This is a genomic window from Xanthomonas sp. NCPPB 3174 (assembly GCF_056725205.1).
This window is the reverse complement of record NZ_CM161517.1, coordinates 4,602,194-4,616,766: the sequence shown is the minus strand read 5'-3', so window position 1 is coordinate 4,616,766 and position 14,573 is coordinate 4,602,194. Positions and strand designations below refer to the sequence as shown.

At 69.7% G+C, this 14,573-nt stretch carries 13 protein-coding genes; 2 read left to right on the top strand and 11 right to left on the bottom strand.

Going from position 1 to position 14,573, the window contains the following annotated elements; translation table 11 throughout:
* Positions 1-292 precede the first annotated feature (292 nt).
* Both AC1PK7_RS19930 and AC1PK7_RS19925 read right to left on the bottom strand, forming a co-directional pair.
* Positions 293-862, bottom strand: coding sequence for a cytochrome b (locus AC1PK7_RS19930; RefSeq protein ID WP_481099258.1), 570 nt, complete (start codon positions 860-862; stop codon positions 293-295).
* Entirely contained in the window at positions 859-1,956 is a 1,098-nt protein-coding gene (locus AC1PK7_RS19925) for a catalase family peroxidase (protein ID WP_481099257.1), read from the bottom strand. Before AC1PK7_RS19925 ends, AC1PK7_RS19930 begins: the two co-directional genes overlap by 4 nt.
* A 201-nt stretch (positions 1,957-2,157) precedes the next feature.
* Between AC1PK7_RS19925 and AC1PK7_RS19920 the strand changes: the two genes are divergently transcribed.
* On the top strand, positions 2,158-3,108 hold the full coding sequence (locus AC1PK7_RS19920; RefSeq protein WP_481099256.1) for a calcium/sodium antiporter: 951 nt from the start codon (positions 2,158-2,160) through the stop codon (positions 3,106-3,108).
* Positions 3,109-3,261: 153 nt separating this feature from the next.
* Here the strand turns inward: AC1PK7_RS19920 and AC1PK7_RS19915 are convergent, their stop codons facing one another.
* Genes AC1PK7_RS19915 through AC1PK7_RS19890 form a run of 6 tightly spaced genes read right to left on the bottom strand, consistent with a single transcriptional unit; the run spans position 3,262 to position 9,171 of the window.
* The gene (locus AC1PK7_RS19915) at positions 3,262-3,633 is read right to left on the bottom strand and encodes a Na+/H+ antiporter subunit G (RefSeq protein ID WP_481099255.1); all 372 of its coding nucleotides are present in this window, start codon (positions 3,631-3,633) and stop codon (positions 3,262-3,264) included.
* On the bottom strand, positions 3,630-3,914 hold the full coding sequence (locus AC1PK7_RS19910; protein WP_481099254.1) for a K+/H+ antiporter subunit F: 285 nt from the start codon (positions 3,912-3,914) through the stop codon (positions 3,630-3,632). The genes AC1PK7_RS19915 and AC1PK7_RS19910 overlap by 4 nt, the downstream gene beginning before the upstream one ends.
* Positions 3,911-4,414 carry a Na+/H+ antiporter subunit E gene (locus AC1PK7_RS19905; RefSeq protein ID WP_481099253.1) on the bottom strand — a complete coding sequence of 168 codons (504 nt, stop codon included), beginning with the start codon at positions 4,412-4,414 and terminating at the stop codon, positions 3,911-3,913. The genes AC1PK7_RS19910 and AC1PK7_RS19905 overlap by 4 nt, the downstream gene beginning before the upstream one ends.
* 1 nt (position 4,415) lies before the next feature.
* Positions 4,416-5,978, bottom strand: a complete 1,563-nt coding sequence (locus AC1PK7_RS19900) for a monovalent cation/H+ antiporter subunit D (protein ID WP_481099252.1) — start codon at positions 5,976-5,978, stop codon at positions 4,416-4,418.
* Positions 5,975-6,340 carry a Na+/H+ antiporter subunit C gene (locus AC1PK7_RS19895; protein WP_010341385.1) on the bottom strand — a complete coding sequence of 122 codons (366 nt, stop codon included), beginning with the start codon at positions 6,338-6,340 and terminating at the stop codon, positions 5,975-5,977. The genes AC1PK7_RS19900 and AC1PK7_RS19895 overlap by 4 nt, the downstream gene beginning before the upstream one ends.
* The gene (locus AC1PK7_RS19890) at positions 6,340-9,171 is read right to left on the bottom strand and encodes a monovalent cation/H+ antiporter subunit A (RefSeq protein WP_481099251.1); all 2,832 of its coding nucleotides are present in this window, start codon (positions 9,169-9,171) and stop codon (positions 6,340-6,342) included. Before AC1PK7_RS19890 ends, AC1PK7_RS19895 begins: the two co-directional genes overlap by 1 nt.
* 422 nt (positions 9,172-9,593) lie before the next feature.
* On the opposite strand from AC1PK7_RS19890, the gene AC1PK7_RS19885 reads away from it, so the two are divergent.
* Complete coding sequence (locus AC1PK7_RS19885; protein ID WP_481099250.1) at positions 9,594-10,529, top strand: NAD-dependent epimerase/dehydratase family protein; 936 nt, start codon at positions 9,594-9,596, stop codon at positions 10,527-10,529.
* A 93-nt stretch (positions 10,530-10,622) separates the two neighbouring features.
* Here AC1PK7_RS19885 and AC1PK7_RS19880 read toward each other — a convergent pair whose 3' ends face one another.
* From AC1PK7_RS19880 to AC1PK7_RS19870, 3 genes are all read right to left on the bottom strand, one after another.
* Positions 10,623-11,105 (bottom strand): Mpo1 family 2-hydroxy fatty acid dioxygenase, encoded by a 483-nt coding sequence (locus tag AC1PK7_RS19880; protein WP_152236627.1) that lies wholly within the window; start codon positions 11,103-11,105, stop codon positions 10,623-10,625.
* A 117-nt stretch (positions 11,106-11,222) separates the two neighbouring features.
* Positions 11,223-12,194 carry an IS110 family RNA-guided transposase gene (locus AC1PK7_RS19875; protein WP_481099249.1) on the bottom strand — a complete coding sequence of 324 codons (972 nt, stop codon included), beginning with the start codon at positions 12,192-12,194 and terminating at the stop codon, positions 11,223-11,225.
* 493 nt (positions 12,195-12,687) lie between these two features.
* Positions 12,688-14,565, bottom strand: a complete 1,878-nt coding sequence (locus AC1PK7_RS19870) for a peptidoglycan-binding protein (RefSeq protein WP_481099248.1) — start codon at positions 14,563-14,565, stop codon at positions 12,688-12,690.
* Positions 14,566-14,573 lie beyond the last annotated feature (8 nt).

Below are 14,573 nucleotides of genomic sequence, written 5' to 3'. Positions count from 1 at the left end.
TGGCTTGGCGCGCGGACTCGCAGGCCGGCGTGGCGGGCTGCGGAACAACGGCACTGGCTGGCGCGGCCGCGCCGCCGGATTCCCAGGGGAACGAGCGGTGCGCGGGAAGAACAAGGGCGGACGAGCGTGCCCGTCCATCGACAAGTGTAACGGCGGCCCAGGGCTGGGACCATGTCGGGGGCGACACAAATCCTTGGCGCGCGTTCGGCTGCAGGAGGTCACCTCGCCGATTGAGGTGCGTGGGGCGCGGTGCGTGCGAACGCTGCACCGCGCGTGCGTGCCGTCGGGTGGACTACGCCTTGTCGCGCGGCGCTGCAGGCGTCGCCGCGCCGCGCGCCATGCTCGAGAACACGCCGTCGCGGCGCACCCAGGCATGGAACAGCGCCGCGCAAAGATGCATCAGCACCGTGGCGAACAGCAGGTAGGCCAGCCAACCGTGCGCGCTGCGCAGCCAGGCGTACAGCGCCGGGCTGTGCGGGGCGATCGGCGGTAACTGCACGCCCGGCCACAGCACGATCGGGTAGCCGCCGGCCGAGAGCATCGACCAGCCCAGCAGCGGCATCGCCAGCATCAGCGCGTACAGCAGCCAGTGCGAGGCATGCGCGGCGGCCTTTTGCCAGCGCGGCAGGTCGGCCGGCAGCGGCGGCGGCCGGTGCAGCAGGCGGTTGCCCAGGCGCACCAGCACCAGCAGCCCGATGGCGATGCCGAGCGGGCGGTGCAGGTTCAGCAGCCAGGGCCGCTGCGACACCGAGGCGACCATGCCCACGCCGACGAACAGCATGGTCAGGATCATCGCCGCCATCAGCCAGTGCAGCACGCGCGCGAGCAGGTTGAAGTGCGCGGGGCGGTCGTCGCGGTTCATTGCGCACCTCCGTACGGGCGGCCGGTGGCGTCGGGCGCCTGGCCGTGGGCGATCTCGCGCTCGCGGCGGTTGAAGGACTGCGAATACACCGCCGAGCGCGCGGCCAGGATCGGATCGTCAGAGCCGGCGATGCCGTGCGGCAGGATCAGCGGATCGTAGTTGAGGTCGCGGCACGGCCCGGTGGCCTGCGGCTCGGCATGGTCCAGCACCAGGGTGCCGGCGACCACCTGCTGGCGATCCTGCGGCCACGGTTGCGAGGGGTCGTCGACCGGGTCGCCGGGCGCGGCCACGGTCAGCACCAGGTCCCAGCGCAGCGGGCCGTGCGCCAGCCGCGCCTGCAGGTCTTCGCTGAGGAAGTCGGCATCGGCCTTGGCGCGTTGCTCGGCCGACAGCGGCGCGAACGGGGTGTGCGGGCGCATCGACCAGCGCACCGCATGCGTGCTGCCGTCGGCGGCGGTGAAGCGGAACGCGTTGACGCCGTTGTACTGGGTGTTGGCCCAGCTGTCCGACCACGGTGCGGTCTTGGCCCACTCCTGGAACTTCTTCGCCTCCGGGTAACGCTGCAGGAACGCCGCCATCTTCGCCGGATCCGGCTTGCCGGTGGCCGGGTCCGGGCGCGCGGCCAGGGTCTGCGCCATGAAGCCTTCGGGGCTGGCGACCACGAAGAACGGGAAGCTGTTCATCGCCGTGCGCCATTCCTGGCCGTCGTCGCTGCGCAACTGCAGGGCCATGCTGCGCACGCGGGCGGCGCCGTCGGCGCCGTGCGGGTCGCCGCCGCCGATCGACAGGCGGCCGAGCACCGGCACCGAGTCCTGTGCGAACACCCGCGCCGAGGACAGCGCGCTGCCCTGGCCGTTGCCCTCGAAATGCCCGCTGACGCACACGCCCTTGCTGTGCGCACGGCGGAAGCCCGGATGCGGCGGGCCGCCGGCTTCGATGGCGTCGGTCATGCGTTGCGCGGTCAGCCGCTGCGGGCCGCCGAGCCAGCCGGCGCTCCAGGCGAAGGCGGCGGCGAGCGTCGCGGCGATCGCGGCGATGGCGGCCAGCGCCAGCCAGGGCCGCCGGCGCGGCGGCGTGGGATCGGGACGGGACATGGGACGGCTCCTGTGGCGGCGGCGAGGGAGGGCGCGCTCGGGCGCGCGGCAGGCGCTAGCAGACACGCTCGGGCATGAACGCGCGGTCGTGGCGGCGCCCCAGCCCGGACGCCGGCCGCGTACCACTGCGGCGGCACGACCACGGCGGCGTCATCGGCGCTGCGCATAGAATCGCCGCTTCTTGAGGGTGGGGAGTCGGCGATGGCGGGTACGATCGGCTGGGTCGTGTTGGGGCTGGCGTTCCTGGCGCTGGGCGGGGACTCGATCGTGAAGGCGGCCTCCGGCCTGGCGCAGCGCTTTGGCGCCTCGCCGTTCGTGGCCGGCTTGCTGCTGGTGGCCTTCGGCACCTCGCTGCCGGAACTGGCGGTCAACGCGCGCGCCTACGCCGCCGGCGCGCAGGACCTGGCGCTGGGCAACGCGGTCGGCAGCAACCTGGCCAATCTCGGCCTGACCCTGGGGCTTGGCGCACTGGCGGCGCCGCTGCTGCTGCGCACGCGCCTGCTGCCGCCGCTACTGGTGCTGCTGACCCTGGCGACGCTGGCGCTGATCGGTTTCGGCCTGGATGGCGCGATCTCGCGCACCGAGGGCGTGGCGCTGCTGCTGGCCTTCGTCGGCGTGGTCGCCTTCCTGCTGCTGCGCGCGCGGCACGAGCCGGCCGCACGCCAGCTCGGCGTGTCCGGCTACGCGGTGACCCGTACCGGGCTGGTGCTCAACCTGCTGCGCCTGCTGATCGCCCTCGTGCTGTTGAACGCCGGCGCCAACCTGGTGGTGGAACACGCGCCGCGGCTGGGCGCGGCCTGGGGCCTGTCGCCGCTGCTGGTCGGTCTGCTGCCGGTGGCGATCGGCACCACGCTGCCGGAAGCCGCCGCCGCGGTGGCCGCCGCACGCCGTGGCCAGGGCGACATGGTGGTCGGCCACGTGCTGGGTTCGAGCCTGTTCAACCTGCTGGTGGTGATCGGCGGCATGGCGGCGCTGCGGCCGCTGCCGTTGCCGGCGTCCTTCGTGCGCCTGGAATTGCCGGCGGCGATCGCGCTGGCGGTGGTGCTGTACCCGATGCTGCGCGGCGACATGCGTTTGAGTCGCGGCGAGGGGGCGGTGTTGCTGGTGGCGTTCCTGGCGTGGGTGGGACTGGAGCTGGCGTTGCTGGCTTGAGGGCCGGGAGTGGGGAGTCGGGATTGGGGATTGGAAAAAGCGGCTGGTCCCACGGTACGCACCGGCCTCGCTCGTAGGAGCGGCTTCAGCCGCGACGGGCGTTCCCTGTAAAGCCTGTCGCGGCTAAAGCCGCTCCTACGCAGACCTGCGCGCTCAGCGCTGCTCCGGTTGCTCCGGCGGCGGCAGCCCTTCCTGCTCGGCGTGGTCGCTGCCCGGCACCTGCGGGCGCTGTTCCAGCATCAGCGACAGCGCCGCCTTGGCCATCATGTGCGCGCTGATCGGCGCGGTGATGAACAGGAACGCGGTGATCAGCAGTTCGCGCGGCTGCGGGTCCTGGCCCAGGAACAGGTGGTAGCCGACCGAGGCCAGCAGCACGCAGCCCACGCCCAGGGTGCTGGCCTTGGTCGGCGCGTGCAGGCGCTTGAAGAAGTCCGACAGCTTCACCAGGCCCAGCGCGCCGACCAGGATGAAGAAGCAGCCGACGATCAGCAGCAGCGACAGCCCCACCTGCAGCACGCCGATCATTCGACGATGTCCCGGCGCAGCACGAACTTGCTCAGCACCACGGTGCTGCCGAAGCCGAGCATGGCGATGATCAGCGCCGCCTCGAAGTACACCGGCGAATCCAGGTACATGCCGAACAGCATCAGTTCGGCGATCGCGGTCACCGACAGCGTGTCCAGCGACAGGATGCGATCGGGCACGGTCGGCCCGCGCAGCAGCCGCCACAGCGCCAGCAGCATCGACAGCGCCACCACGTGCATGCACACGACGATCGTGGTCTCGATGAACATGTGGCTGGTCATGGGAAGATCTCCATCAACGGCGCCTCGTAGCGCGTCTTGATCTGCCGGATCACGCTCTCGGCATCGTCCAGGTGCAGCACGTGCACCAGCAGGTACTTGCGGTCGTCCGACAGCGCCGCCGACACCGTGCCCGGGGTCAGGGTGATCATGCTGGTCAGCGCGGCGATGCCGTGGATGTTGGCGATGTCCAGCGGCACCCAGATGAAGCCGGGGTGGATGCGCTTCTCCGGGCCCAGCACCTGCAGCGCCACCACCACGTTGGAGCGCACGATGTCCCACGCCGCCACGCACAGCATCTTCGGCACCGGGCGCAGTGAGCCGATGCGCGCGAACTCGCGGTCCAGGCGCGCGGCGAACAGCGGCACGGCCACGCCCAGCACCGCGCCCAGCAGCACCTGGCCGAGACTGAAGCTGTCGCTCATCAGCAGCCAGAACGCGGTGACGGTCAGGCTCAGCGGCCAGGACGGGAACAGGCGGCGCGACCAGGGACGGGCGGACATGTCAGGGCTCCCGCAGGACCGGCGCGGTGCCGCGCAACTGGGTGGTGTAGTCGGCCGGGCGCAGCAGTTGCGCGGCGGCGGCCTCGCTGTAGCGCAGCAGCGGCCCGGCGGCCACGGTCATCGCCACGCTGTAGCCGAGCAGCAGCACGGTGGCGGCGGTTTCCAGCGGCCGTGCCGGCGCCTTGCGCGGCGCCGGGCGCGGCAACTCCACGGTGCCGCGCTCGGCCGTGTCCTGGTCGCCGGGCACGCGCCAGAACAGGCGCACACCGCCGCGGGTCAGGCCCATGATCACCATCAGGCTGCTGAGCAGCACCGCGGCCCACACCGGTGCGGTCAGCCCGGCCGGCGTCGCGCTGAGGATCGCCACCTTGGCCAGGAAGCCGGACAGCGGCGGCAGCCCGGCCACCGAGATCGCCGCGATCAGGAACAGCACGCCGGGCACGGTCTTGCCCGGCAGCGGCGCAATGATCTCCTTGCGATCGCTGGCGCCGCCGCGGCGACGCCGGATCAGGTCGGCGATCATGAACAGCGCCGCGGCGACGAAGCTGCTGTGCGCCAGGTAATACAGCCCGGCGCCGAGCGTGCCCGGTGCGTCGAGCGCGAAGGCCACGAACAGCGTCGCCGCCGACACGATCACCAGGTAGCCGATCAGCACCCGCAGGCGCACCGCCGCCAGCACCCCCAGCGCGGCCAGCAGCAGCGTCGCCAGGCCCAGCCACAGCAGCCAGTCGCGGCCGTAGCCGTCCAGCGCCTGCGCCTGGCTGCCGAGGATCAGCGTGCTCACCCGCAGCACCGCGTACAGGCCGACCTTGGTCATGATCACGAACAGCGCCGCCACCGCCGCCGGCGCGCGCGCATAGGTCTCCGGCAGCCACAGGTACAGCGGCAGCAGCGCGGCCTTGGCGCAGAACACCAGCAGCAACAGGCCGAACGCGGCCTTGATCAGCGCCACGTTCTGCGGCGGCGCCTGCGCCACGCGCTGCGACAGCTCGGCCATGTTCAGCGAGCCGAGCAGCGCGTACAGCAGGCCCAGCGCGATCAGGAACACGGTGGAGGAGGTGACGTTGAACACCACGTAGTGGAAGCCCACGCGCAGGCGCAGGCCGCGCCCGCCGCTGAGCAGCAGGCCGTAGGAGGCGATCAGCATCACCTCGAAGAACACGAACAGGTTGAACACGTCGCCGGTCAGGAACGCGCCGTTGAGGCCGACCAGCTGGAACTGGAACAGCGCATGGAAATGCGGTGCGCGTCGGTCCCAGCCGGCGCAGGCGTGCAGCAGGCAGGCGCCGGCGAGCAGGGTGGTGGTCGCCAGCATCCACGCCGACAGGCGGTCGGCCATCAGCACGATGCCCAGCCGCGAGGGCCAGTCGCCGAGCAGGTAGGCGTGGACCTGGCCATCGCTCACCTGCACGCACAACGCCAGCACCGCCGCGGCCAGCGCCGCCATCGCGGTCCAGGCCACCGCACGGCGGATCTTGCGGCCGTAGCGGCGATGCTCGGCGAACAGCGACAGCGCCGCGCCGAGCAAGGGGATCAGGATCGGCAGGATCAGCAGATGGGTCATGGCGCCTCGCCTTCGCCGTCGCCCGGGTCCGGGCGCGCATCGACGTGGTCGCTGTGGTTGTCGCCGCGGCTGCGCATCGCCAGCACGATGCTCACCGCGGTCATCGCGAAGGCGATCACGATCGCGGTCAGCACCAGCGCCTGCGGCAGCGGATCGGCGTGCTCGGCCAGGGTCGGGGCGATGCCGTCGCGCAGCACCGGCGCCTTGCCCTGCACCAGCCGGCCGCCGGCGAAGATCAGCAGGTTGGTGGCGTAGGACAGCACGGTCATGCCCAGGATCACGTCGAAGCTGCGCGCGCGCAGCAGCAGGTACACGCCGACTGCGGTCAGCACGCCGATCGCGCTCGCCAGTGCCAGTTCCATCAGGGCATCTCCCCGGTGATGGCCGACCGCCGCGTCGGGTCGATCTGCCCGCGCTGCGAATCGCGGGTGCGCGAAGGCTTGATCGTGCCCATCATCGACAGGGTCAGCATGGTGCCGCCGAACACCACCAGGTATACACCGGTATCGAAGATCAGCGCGCTGGCCAGCGGGACCGTGCCGATCAGCGGCACTTGCAGATCCAGGTGGCCACTGGTGAGGAACGGCACCCCGAATAGCATCGAGGCCATGCCGCCGAACGTGGCCAGCAGCAGGCCCAGGCCGATGCAGCGGATGTAGTCGAAGCCGAAGCGCGACTCCACCGAGGCCGCACCCTGGATCACGTACTGCATCAGCAGCGGCACCGCCAGCACCAGCCCGGCGATGAAGCCGCCGCCGGGCGCGTTGTGGCCGCGCAGGAACAGGAAGATCGACACGGTCAGGGTCAGCGGGAACATCAACTGCGCCAGATCGGCTGGCACCGGCAGCTTGATCGGCGGCCCCGGCATCACCTTCTCCGGTGCCATCCGCGCGCGCCGCAGCAGCGCGTGCACCACCAGCGCGGCGATGCCGAACACGGTGATCTCGCCGAAGGTATCGAAGCCGCGGAAGTCCACCAGGATCACGTTGACCACGTTGCGGCCGTAGGCTTCGGGCAGCGCGCGCTGCAGCAGCTCGCCGGCCATGGTCGTCGCCGGCCGGGTCATCACCGAATACGCCAGCAGCGCCATGCCGCCGCCGGCGACGATCGCCAGGGCCGCATCGCGCCAGCGCCGCCAGCGCCGCGGCTCCGGCGGCGAGGCCTTGGGCAGGTAGTTCATGCCCAGCAGCATCAGCACCAGGGTCACCATCTCCACCAGCAACTGGGTCAGCGCCAGGTCCGGCGCCGACAGGAACACGAACACCAGGCTCACGCCCAGCCCGCTGCCGCCCAGCACCAGCACCGCCAGCAGCCGCTGCCGGTACAGGAACAGCGTGGACAGCGCGCAACTGAGGATCAGCAGCCACAGCCCCCAACCCAGCAACGGCATGCCCTGCGGCGCAGGCCACTGCTGCCACAGCGGCGGCGCCCGCAGCAGCGGCGCGGCCACGACGACCACCGCGGCCAGCACCAGCCAGCGCAGGCTGCGCTGCAGGCGGCCGTTGGCGAGCAGGCGGGTAAAACGCGTGGACACGCCGAACAGGGTCTGCACGTGCCAGTGGAACACGCGCTTGCCCAGCGAACGACTGACCTCGGTGTACAGCGCGGTCAGCCGACGCAGGCCGAAATACAGCACCACGCCGCCGACGACGCCAGCGATGCTCATCGCCAGCGGCGCGTTCCAGCCGTGCCACACCGCCAGGCTGTAGTCGGGCAGGGCGTCGCCGAGGATCGCGCCGGCGGCGGCGCGCAGCACCGGCGCCACGGTCAGCGCCGGCACGATGCCGACCGCCACGCACACCAGCACCAGGATCTCCACCGGAATCTTCATCCAGCGCGGCGGCTCGTGCGGCATCGTTTGCAGATCGCGCGGGCCCGTGCCAAAGAAGGTTTCATAGACGAAGCGCAGGCTGTAGGCCACGCCGAACACGCCGGCCAGCAGCGCCGAAGTCGCGGTGAACACCCGCATCGCCGCCGGGCCGTCGGCGCCCAGCGCTTCGGCGAAGAACATCTCCTTGGACAGGAAGCCGTTGAGCAGCGGGATGCCGGCCATCGACAGCGAGGCGGTGATCGCCAGCGCGCTGGTGAGCGGCATCCAGCGGCGCAGGTTGCCGAGCCGGCGCATGTCGCGGGTGTGGGTCTCGTGGTCGATGATGCCGGCGGCCATGAACAGCGAGGCCTTGAACACCGCATGGTTGAGGATGTGGAACACGCCGGCCACCACCGCCATCGGTGTGGACAGCCCGAACAGCATGGTGATCAGGCCCAGGTGCGAGATCGTCGAATATGCCAGCAGACCCTTGAGATCGTGCTGGAAGATCGCGAACCAGGCGCCGGTGAGCAGGGTGATCGCGCCGATGCCGCTGACCGTGTAGAAGAACAGGTCGCTGCCGGCCAGTGCCGGATGCAGCCGCGCCAGCAGGAACACGCCCGCCTTCACCATCGTCGCCGAATGCAGATACGCCGATACCGGGGTGGGCGCGGCCATCGCGTGCGGCAGCCAGAAATGGAACGGGAACTGCGCGCTCTTGGTGAAGATGCCGAGCAGGATCAGTCCCAGCGCCCACGGATACAGCGCGCTGGCGCGGATCACATCGCCAGCGGCGAGCACTGCGTCGAGCTGGTAGCTGCCGACGATGCGTCCCAGCAGCAGCACGCCGCCCAGCAATGCCAGGCCGCCGCCGCCGGTGATCACCAGCGCCATGCGCGCGCCGTCGCGCGCATCCTGCCGGTGCGACCAGAAGCCGATCAGCAGGAACGAACTGATGCTGGTCAGTTCCCAGAACACCATCAGCAGCAACAGGTTGCCGGCGATCACCATGCCCAGCATCGCGCCCATGAACAGCAGCAGGCAGGCGTAGAAGCGCGCGGCGTTCTCGCGCGCGCTGAGGTAGTAGTGCGCGTACATCACCACCAGCGCACCGATCGCCAGGACCAGGCCGGCGAACATCCAGGCCAGCCCGTCCAGGCGCAGCGAGAACTGCAGGCCGATCTGCGGCAGCCAGGCGTGGTCGGCGCGGACGATGCCGCCCTCGAGCACGGTGGGCGTCAGCGCGCCCAGCACCGCCAATCCCGCCAACGGCGCCAGCGCCGCGGCCCAGGCCAGGGCGGCGCGCGAGCGGTGGCGCAGGGCCACTACGGCCGCCGCCATCAGAAACGGCAGGGCCAGCAGGATGTCGAGGGCGGGGATCATGCAGGGAATACGAGATTCGCGAGCAGGAGCCCGAGTGTAACAGGCGCATCACGGCGGTGGCCGGCGCGGGAACGGAAGGCGTGCACGGTCATGCTGACAGCGTAGCCGCGGGTGGGTGAGGCGCTTGCGAGCATGCGTGGCGGACGATGTTGGACGTCGGCGCTGCGCGTTATCGGCTGGCGTGCGGTGCGGGCAGCGCCTCGTGTGGGCACGTTCGGCAGCAGAGGCGCGTGCGACCTTGATGCGGACGAGGGTGCGTGATGCGCGGGCAAGTTCGCCGGTGAGCGTGGCGATCGCCGGCGCTGTGCAGGCCTGTGCTGCCAATCGCCTGCCATGCGTCACCAGCCGTGGGCATGCGGTGCAGTGCAACGATCCCGCGCAGTGGCGGCCGCAAATGGCGGCGCACGCACTATCCTGTGCCGATGACCGATTCGCTTGCCGCTGCATCCGTTTCCCCTCCGTCCGTGGCGTCGCCGCGCATCGCACTGGTGTTCGGTGGCAGCGGCCAGATCGGCGAGCGCCTGCTACACCGCTTGCTGGCCGACGGCTGGGACGTGCATGCCTACTCACGGCAGGCGCGTGCGCCGCAACCCGGCCTGCACTGGCATGCCGGCGAACTGAGCGCGCTGCAGGCGCCGCCGGTGGCGGCGGAGGTGGTGTTCAGTTGCGGGCCGTTGGACGCTTTCGCCGACTGGTACCGGCGCGCGCCGGTCGCCGCCGCGCGCGTGGTCGCCTTCGGCTCCACCAGCCTGGAGGTCAAGCGCGACTCGCTGGATGCCGCCGAACGCGATGTCGCCCGGCGCCTGCGCGAGGCCGAAGCGATCGTGTTCTCAGTCGCCGCCGAGCGCGGCGCGGCGGCGACGGTGTTGCGGCCCACCCTGGTCTACGGCGCTGGCCGCGACCGCACCCTCAGCGCGATCGCGGCGCTGGCGCGGCGCACCGGCTGGTTCGTGCTGCCGCGCAGCGCGATTGGCCTGCGCCAGCCGGTGCACGTGCAGGACCTGGCCGACGCGGCGCTGGCGGTGCTGGCGCATCCGGCCACGCACGGACGCAGCTACGCGCTCGGGGGTGGCGAGATGCTCAGCTACCGCGAAATGGTGCGGCGGGTCCTGGCCGTGTTGCGGCCGCCGGCGCGGCTGTTGACCCTGCCGCACGCACTGTTCGCGTCGGCGCTGGCGCTGGCCCATGCCTGCGGCCGCCTGCAGGGCATGAACCGCGCCGCGCTGCAGCGCATGCGCGAGGACCTGGCGTTCGACCTGCAACCGGCGCGGCAGGATTTCGGCTACGCGCCGCGCGTCTTCGCCCCGGATGCGGCGATGTTGGGCCTGGAGACCGCGGAGACGGCGAAGCAGGGCTGATGTCGTGTTGCGCGCACAGTCAAGCCTGCTGCGGGCGGCGCGCAGCGACCGCGATGGGTGCGGAAAAAGGCGCGGTAAGGGTCTCAGCCGCGCTCAGTAGCGCCAGTGCATGCGCCGGTACAGCTTGGCCAGCACCCAGGCCGGGCCGATCAGCAGATAGGTCAGGTCGGTGAGGAAACTCGGCCGGTGCCCTTCCAGCGCGTGGCCGATGAACTGCGCGATCCAGGCCACCACGAACACGCCGATCGCCAGCCACAGCAGCCCCTGCAGGCCCAGGTGCGCCTCCAGCAGCCGGCACAGGCAGCCGCAGAAGAAGAACGCCGCCAGCATGCCGTAGCCCAGCGGGCGCGACAGGCGGTTGTAGTACATCCACGCCGCGAACATGCCCAACGCCGCCCACAGCCCGCTCTGAAACCAGGTGCCGCCGACCGGGATGCACCACAGCAGGGCCACCACCGACCACAGGATCGCCGGCACCGCGACCACGTGGATGCGCTGGTTGGCGGCATTGCGGTGATCGTCGGAATAGCTGGCGAAATACCGGTCGATCGGGCGCGCGTAGGCGGTGGTATCCATCTTCCCTCCCAGGAACCGGCCCAGCATAGCGCCATCGCCGGCGCGATGCGGAGACACCACGCGGCGTGTCGGGCTTCTAAACCTTCGGGAAGCATCCCGTAGATACCGTCTTACCCCCTAGCAGGCAAGGCCCCTTTTCGGATCGAACGCGGTGCCCGATTTGAGAACCCCGTAGGCCAGATGCAGGAGCTTGCGCATGGCGGCGCACACGATCTGCTTGCCGGCTTTGCCGCGTTCGCTCAGCCGCTGTTTCAGCGTGCGGATGATCGGGTTGTGGGTCATGGCCACCAGGGCCGGCATGAACAGGCCCGCGCGCAGGCGGGGCGAGCCGGTGCGCGAGATGCAGACGTGGCCTTTGCGGTCGCCCGACTGCTGCAGGCACGGATTCAGGCCCGCGAAGGCGGTCACCGCCGCGGCATCGGCGAAGCGCCTCACATCGCCAAGCTCGGCCAGCATCAAGGCCGCGCTGGTGTCGGCAATCCCCTGGATGCTCACCAGCAGCTCGCGCTGCCCACGCAAGGTCGGATCCTGGTCGATGTGGTCATCGATGGCCTGCTCGATCTGGGCGATGTGGTGTTGCAGATCGGCCAGATGGACCTGGATCGAGTCCTTCACCTGAGCCGGAGCGACGTCCAGCCGGTTGCGCTCCATCTGCAGCATCTGTTGCAGATCCTGGCGCCGGCGCACCAGCGCTTTGAGCTGCTTGAGCGCCGGCGGATCAGGGGACCAACGGCGTAACTGCTCGCGGTGACGCAAGGCATAACTGGCGATCAGCTTGGCATCGCTGCGATCGGTCTTGACCCGGCTGAGCTGGCTGCGTGCGTACGCGGCCGTCTGCGCCGGGTTGAGCACGCACACCCGATAGCCGCGTGCGTGGAGGAACTCGGCCAGCGCCTGGTGGTAGGTGCCGGTGGCCTCCATGGCGATCCAGCTATCGGGCTGCGCATGCGTCTGCAGCCATGCCTGCAGGGCCTGGAAACCCTTGGCATCGTTGGACAACTTGGCCTTGGTACGGTGCTTGCCATTGGTCAGATCGATGGCCACATCGAAACTGCGTTTAGCGACGTCGATGCCGATGACGGGAGACATACGCGATTCCTCCATCGTGTCAGGGTCATGATCGGCGCTGAGCCCGGTCCTGCCTTGTCGATGCGAGTTCACGCCCGGGGGCGGACTCTGGATACCGTTCGGACACACAAGGGCCAGCATGTGGAGGGCGGAGCCGATCTACGATGCAAGCTCGAAGCTTTAGGAGCGACTGGACCTCCCACACCTCCTCCGATGATCAGTCGGAAGACATGACGCCTGTCTAGGGGCGACATGTCCAGATACAAGGAGCGGCTTCAGCCGCGACGGGCCTCACCGGGGACGCCCCATCGCGGCTGAAGCCGCTCCTACAGGTGCAACTTGCAGCCGGCTCGATCGAGCCGGAGGCAGGGGATGAGGGAGGCTTTTTCAGTTTCGACGACCGCGCCTGGAATGCGTCGGACACCGCGTGACCGATCACCGCACGCAAGCGGCGGCGTCGCCGATCAGGGGCGATCGCGCTGTCGGCACGACCGCCCCGCCACGGCTTGGCGGCTCAGGCGCGCGCCATGCTCCTGTTCGTCTCCTGCTGCTGCTCGCGCTGCACCGTTTCCTGCTGCTGCGCGGACTGGCGGGCCAACTGCGCGCTGGTCTGCTCCAGCGGCGGTGCCGGCTGTTGCAGATCCACCACCGCACGGAAGCCCGGCGTGGTCCCGGCGACGAAGGCCTTGTCGTTGGCCACATTGACCTCCTTCAGCTTGTCGGGACTGTCGATCCCGGCCTGCTTGGCCTGCAGGGTCAGGTTGGCCACCGCCTCGTTCGAGAGCTTGGCGTGCGGCGGGTTGGCCTTCTCGGCGCCGCGATCGGCCTCCGTGCGCATCTTGTCGTACAGCGGCGTATCCGGATGCCCCGGCTCGCCCAGCTGCGGACCTTTCGCCGGCTTGGCCTGGGCCTGCTCGGCAGCCGCCAGCCCGGCACGGGTGTCGCCGCCGACGATGCCGTCCTGGGTGAGGCCGCGTTGTTTCTGGAAGGCAAGAACCGCCTCGCGGGTATGCTCGCCGAAGCGTCCGTCCTCGGCCAACGCCTTGCCTTGCGCATCGCGCACGCCGATACGGTTGAGCTGACGCTGCAGCGCTTCGACTTCATTGCCGCGTTCGCCCTGCTTGAGCAGGCCATCGGCCATGGCCGCACTCTTGGCGCCGTGTGCTTCTGAGGGTGTGGCGGATGCCTGCCGCGCAGGAACTTCGCCATTGCCATGCAGTGGAGCGCGAACCTGGAATTCCGGCTTCGGGGTTAGCGCGCCCACGATGCGGGTGCTGCCTCCATCCCAGTAGCCACCTGGGCGAATCGTGACCTCCGCCGGCCCGGTACTGCCCTGCGAGCCGATGAACTGAATGTTTCCTGCCTTGTCATATCCCTTGAAGATGCCGATGTGTTGCCCGTTTGGCGACGAAAACAGCAGCAGATCGCCCTGGTGCAACGAGCCATTGGGTTTGCGTGCCTCCGCTGCCGAGGTGACATCGAAATGCTCACGCGCATAAGGCGTGACCTGTGAGCCATTGAAGAGCTTGGCGGTGGTAAATCCTGCGGCATTCTCGCCCGGCACGTCGTAGCCGGCGTTCTTGAGGCCGCGCCATACGAAGGCGGAACAATCCACGCCAAGGCGACCGTCGCCATCACCATCGCGCTCAAGGCGGCTGCTGTCGCGCCCCGGCCTGGGGTGGTCCGGACGACCGTACTCGTAGCGTCGGCCCTCGTTGAAGAAGTGCTGGTACGCCTCGTTGTAGACCGCCGCGCTAGGTCTATCGGATGTCGCGGGGACAGGACTCGATGCAGTGGGCGTAGCTGGGGACGTCGGTTGCGCCACGGTCTGTGCCGTGGTCTGAGCGGGTGTTTGGACCGTGACCTCGCCCGCTCGCCAACCCTCAAAGCGCCTGATGCCGTCGGCCAGCGCTTCGCGCTCGCGCTCGCTCATCTGCGCAACCGTTTTATTACGCAGGTCCACGCCTTGGCGGTCGCCCTCCGCGAAAATGGTGGCGGCCTGTTCGCGATGATGCGTGGTGCCACTGTAATCGGCCTTCGAGTAGCGCGGCAGCATCTGTTCGACCGTGTCGTTGCCGAAGCGTCGCTCCAGCAGCTGGATCTTGGCGGCGCGACCTGCTTCGTAGCTTTCGAAAACCGCATTACCCCACTGGTCGAGACCAACGACACCACGATAACGGTCCTGTGCCGACTGCAACGCCTCTTCGCGCGTACGCGGGTTGTTGACTGTTTTGTCCGCACTGCCAGCGAACTCGAACTTGAGGTTGCCAGGATTGTTGTTGCGCCACGACACCGATCCGCCTGATCGGCTGACGGTACTTCCATCGTCCATCTCTACCGTGCGCGTGGTGCCGACGCTGCTGACGAGTCGAGTGATTTTGGGGTCCGACATACATTGCT

What these genes read in the sequence shown, in the direction of transcription:
- AC1PK7_RS19930 (WP_481099258.1), bottom strand. Translation starts at nt 862, where the DNA reads ATGAACCGCGACGACCGCCCCGCGCACTTCAACCTGCTCGCGCGCGTG.
- AC1PK7_RS19925 (WP_481099257.1), bottom strand. Translation starts at nt 1,956, where the DNA reads ATGTCCCGTCCCGATCCCACGCCGCCGCGCCGGCGGCCCTGGCTGGCG.
- AC1PK7_RS19920 (WP_481099256.1), top strand. Translation starts at nt 2,158, where the DNA reads ATGGCGGGTACGATCGGCTGGGTCGTGTTGGGGCTGGCGTTCCTGGCG.
- AC1PK7_RS19915 (WP_481099255.1), bottom strand. Translation starts at nt 3,633, where the DNA reads ATGATCGGCGTGCTGCAGGTGGGGCTGTCGCTGCTGCTGATCGTCGGC.
- AC1PK7_RS19910 (WP_481099254.1), bottom strand. Translation starts at nt 3,914, where the DNA reads ATGACCAGCCACATGTTCATCGAGACCACGATCGTCGTGTGCATGCAC.
- AC1PK7_RS19905 (WP_481099253.1), bottom strand. Translation starts at nt 4,414, where the DNA reads ATGTCCGCCCGTCCCTGGTCGCGCCGCCTGTTCCCGTCCTGGCCGCTG.
- AC1PK7_RS19900 (WP_481099252.1), bottom strand. Translation starts at nt 5,978, where the DNA reads ATGACCCATCTGCTGATCCTGCCGATCCTGATCCCCTTGCTCGGCGCG.
- AC1PK7_RS19895 (WP_010341385.1), bottom strand. Translation starts at nt 6,340, where the DNA reads ATGGAACTGGCACTGGCGAGCGCGATCGGCGTGCTGACCGCAGTCGGC.
- AC1PK7_RS19890 (WP_481099251.1), bottom strand. Translation starts at nt 9,171, where the DNA reads ATGATCCCCGCCCTCGACATCCTGCTGGCCCTGCCGTTTCTGATGGCG.
- AC1PK7_RS19885 (WP_481099250.1), top strand. Translation starts at nt 9,594, where the DNA reads ATGACCGATTCGCTTGCCGCTGCATCCGTTTCCCCTCCGTCCGTGGCG.
- AC1PK7_RS19880 (WP_152236627.1), bottom strand. Translation starts at nt 11,105, where the DNA reads ATGGATACCACCGCCTACGCGCGCCCGATCGACCGGTATTTCGCCAGC.
- AC1PK7_RS19875 (WP_481099249.1), bottom strand. Translation starts at nt 12,194, where the DNA reads ATGTCTCCCGTCATCGGCATCGACGTCGCTAAACGCAGTTTCGATGTG.
- AC1PK7_RS19870 (WP_481099248.1), bottom strand. Translation starts at nt 14,565, where the DNA reads ATGTCGGACCCCAAAATCACTCGACTCGTCAGCAGCGTCGGCACCACG.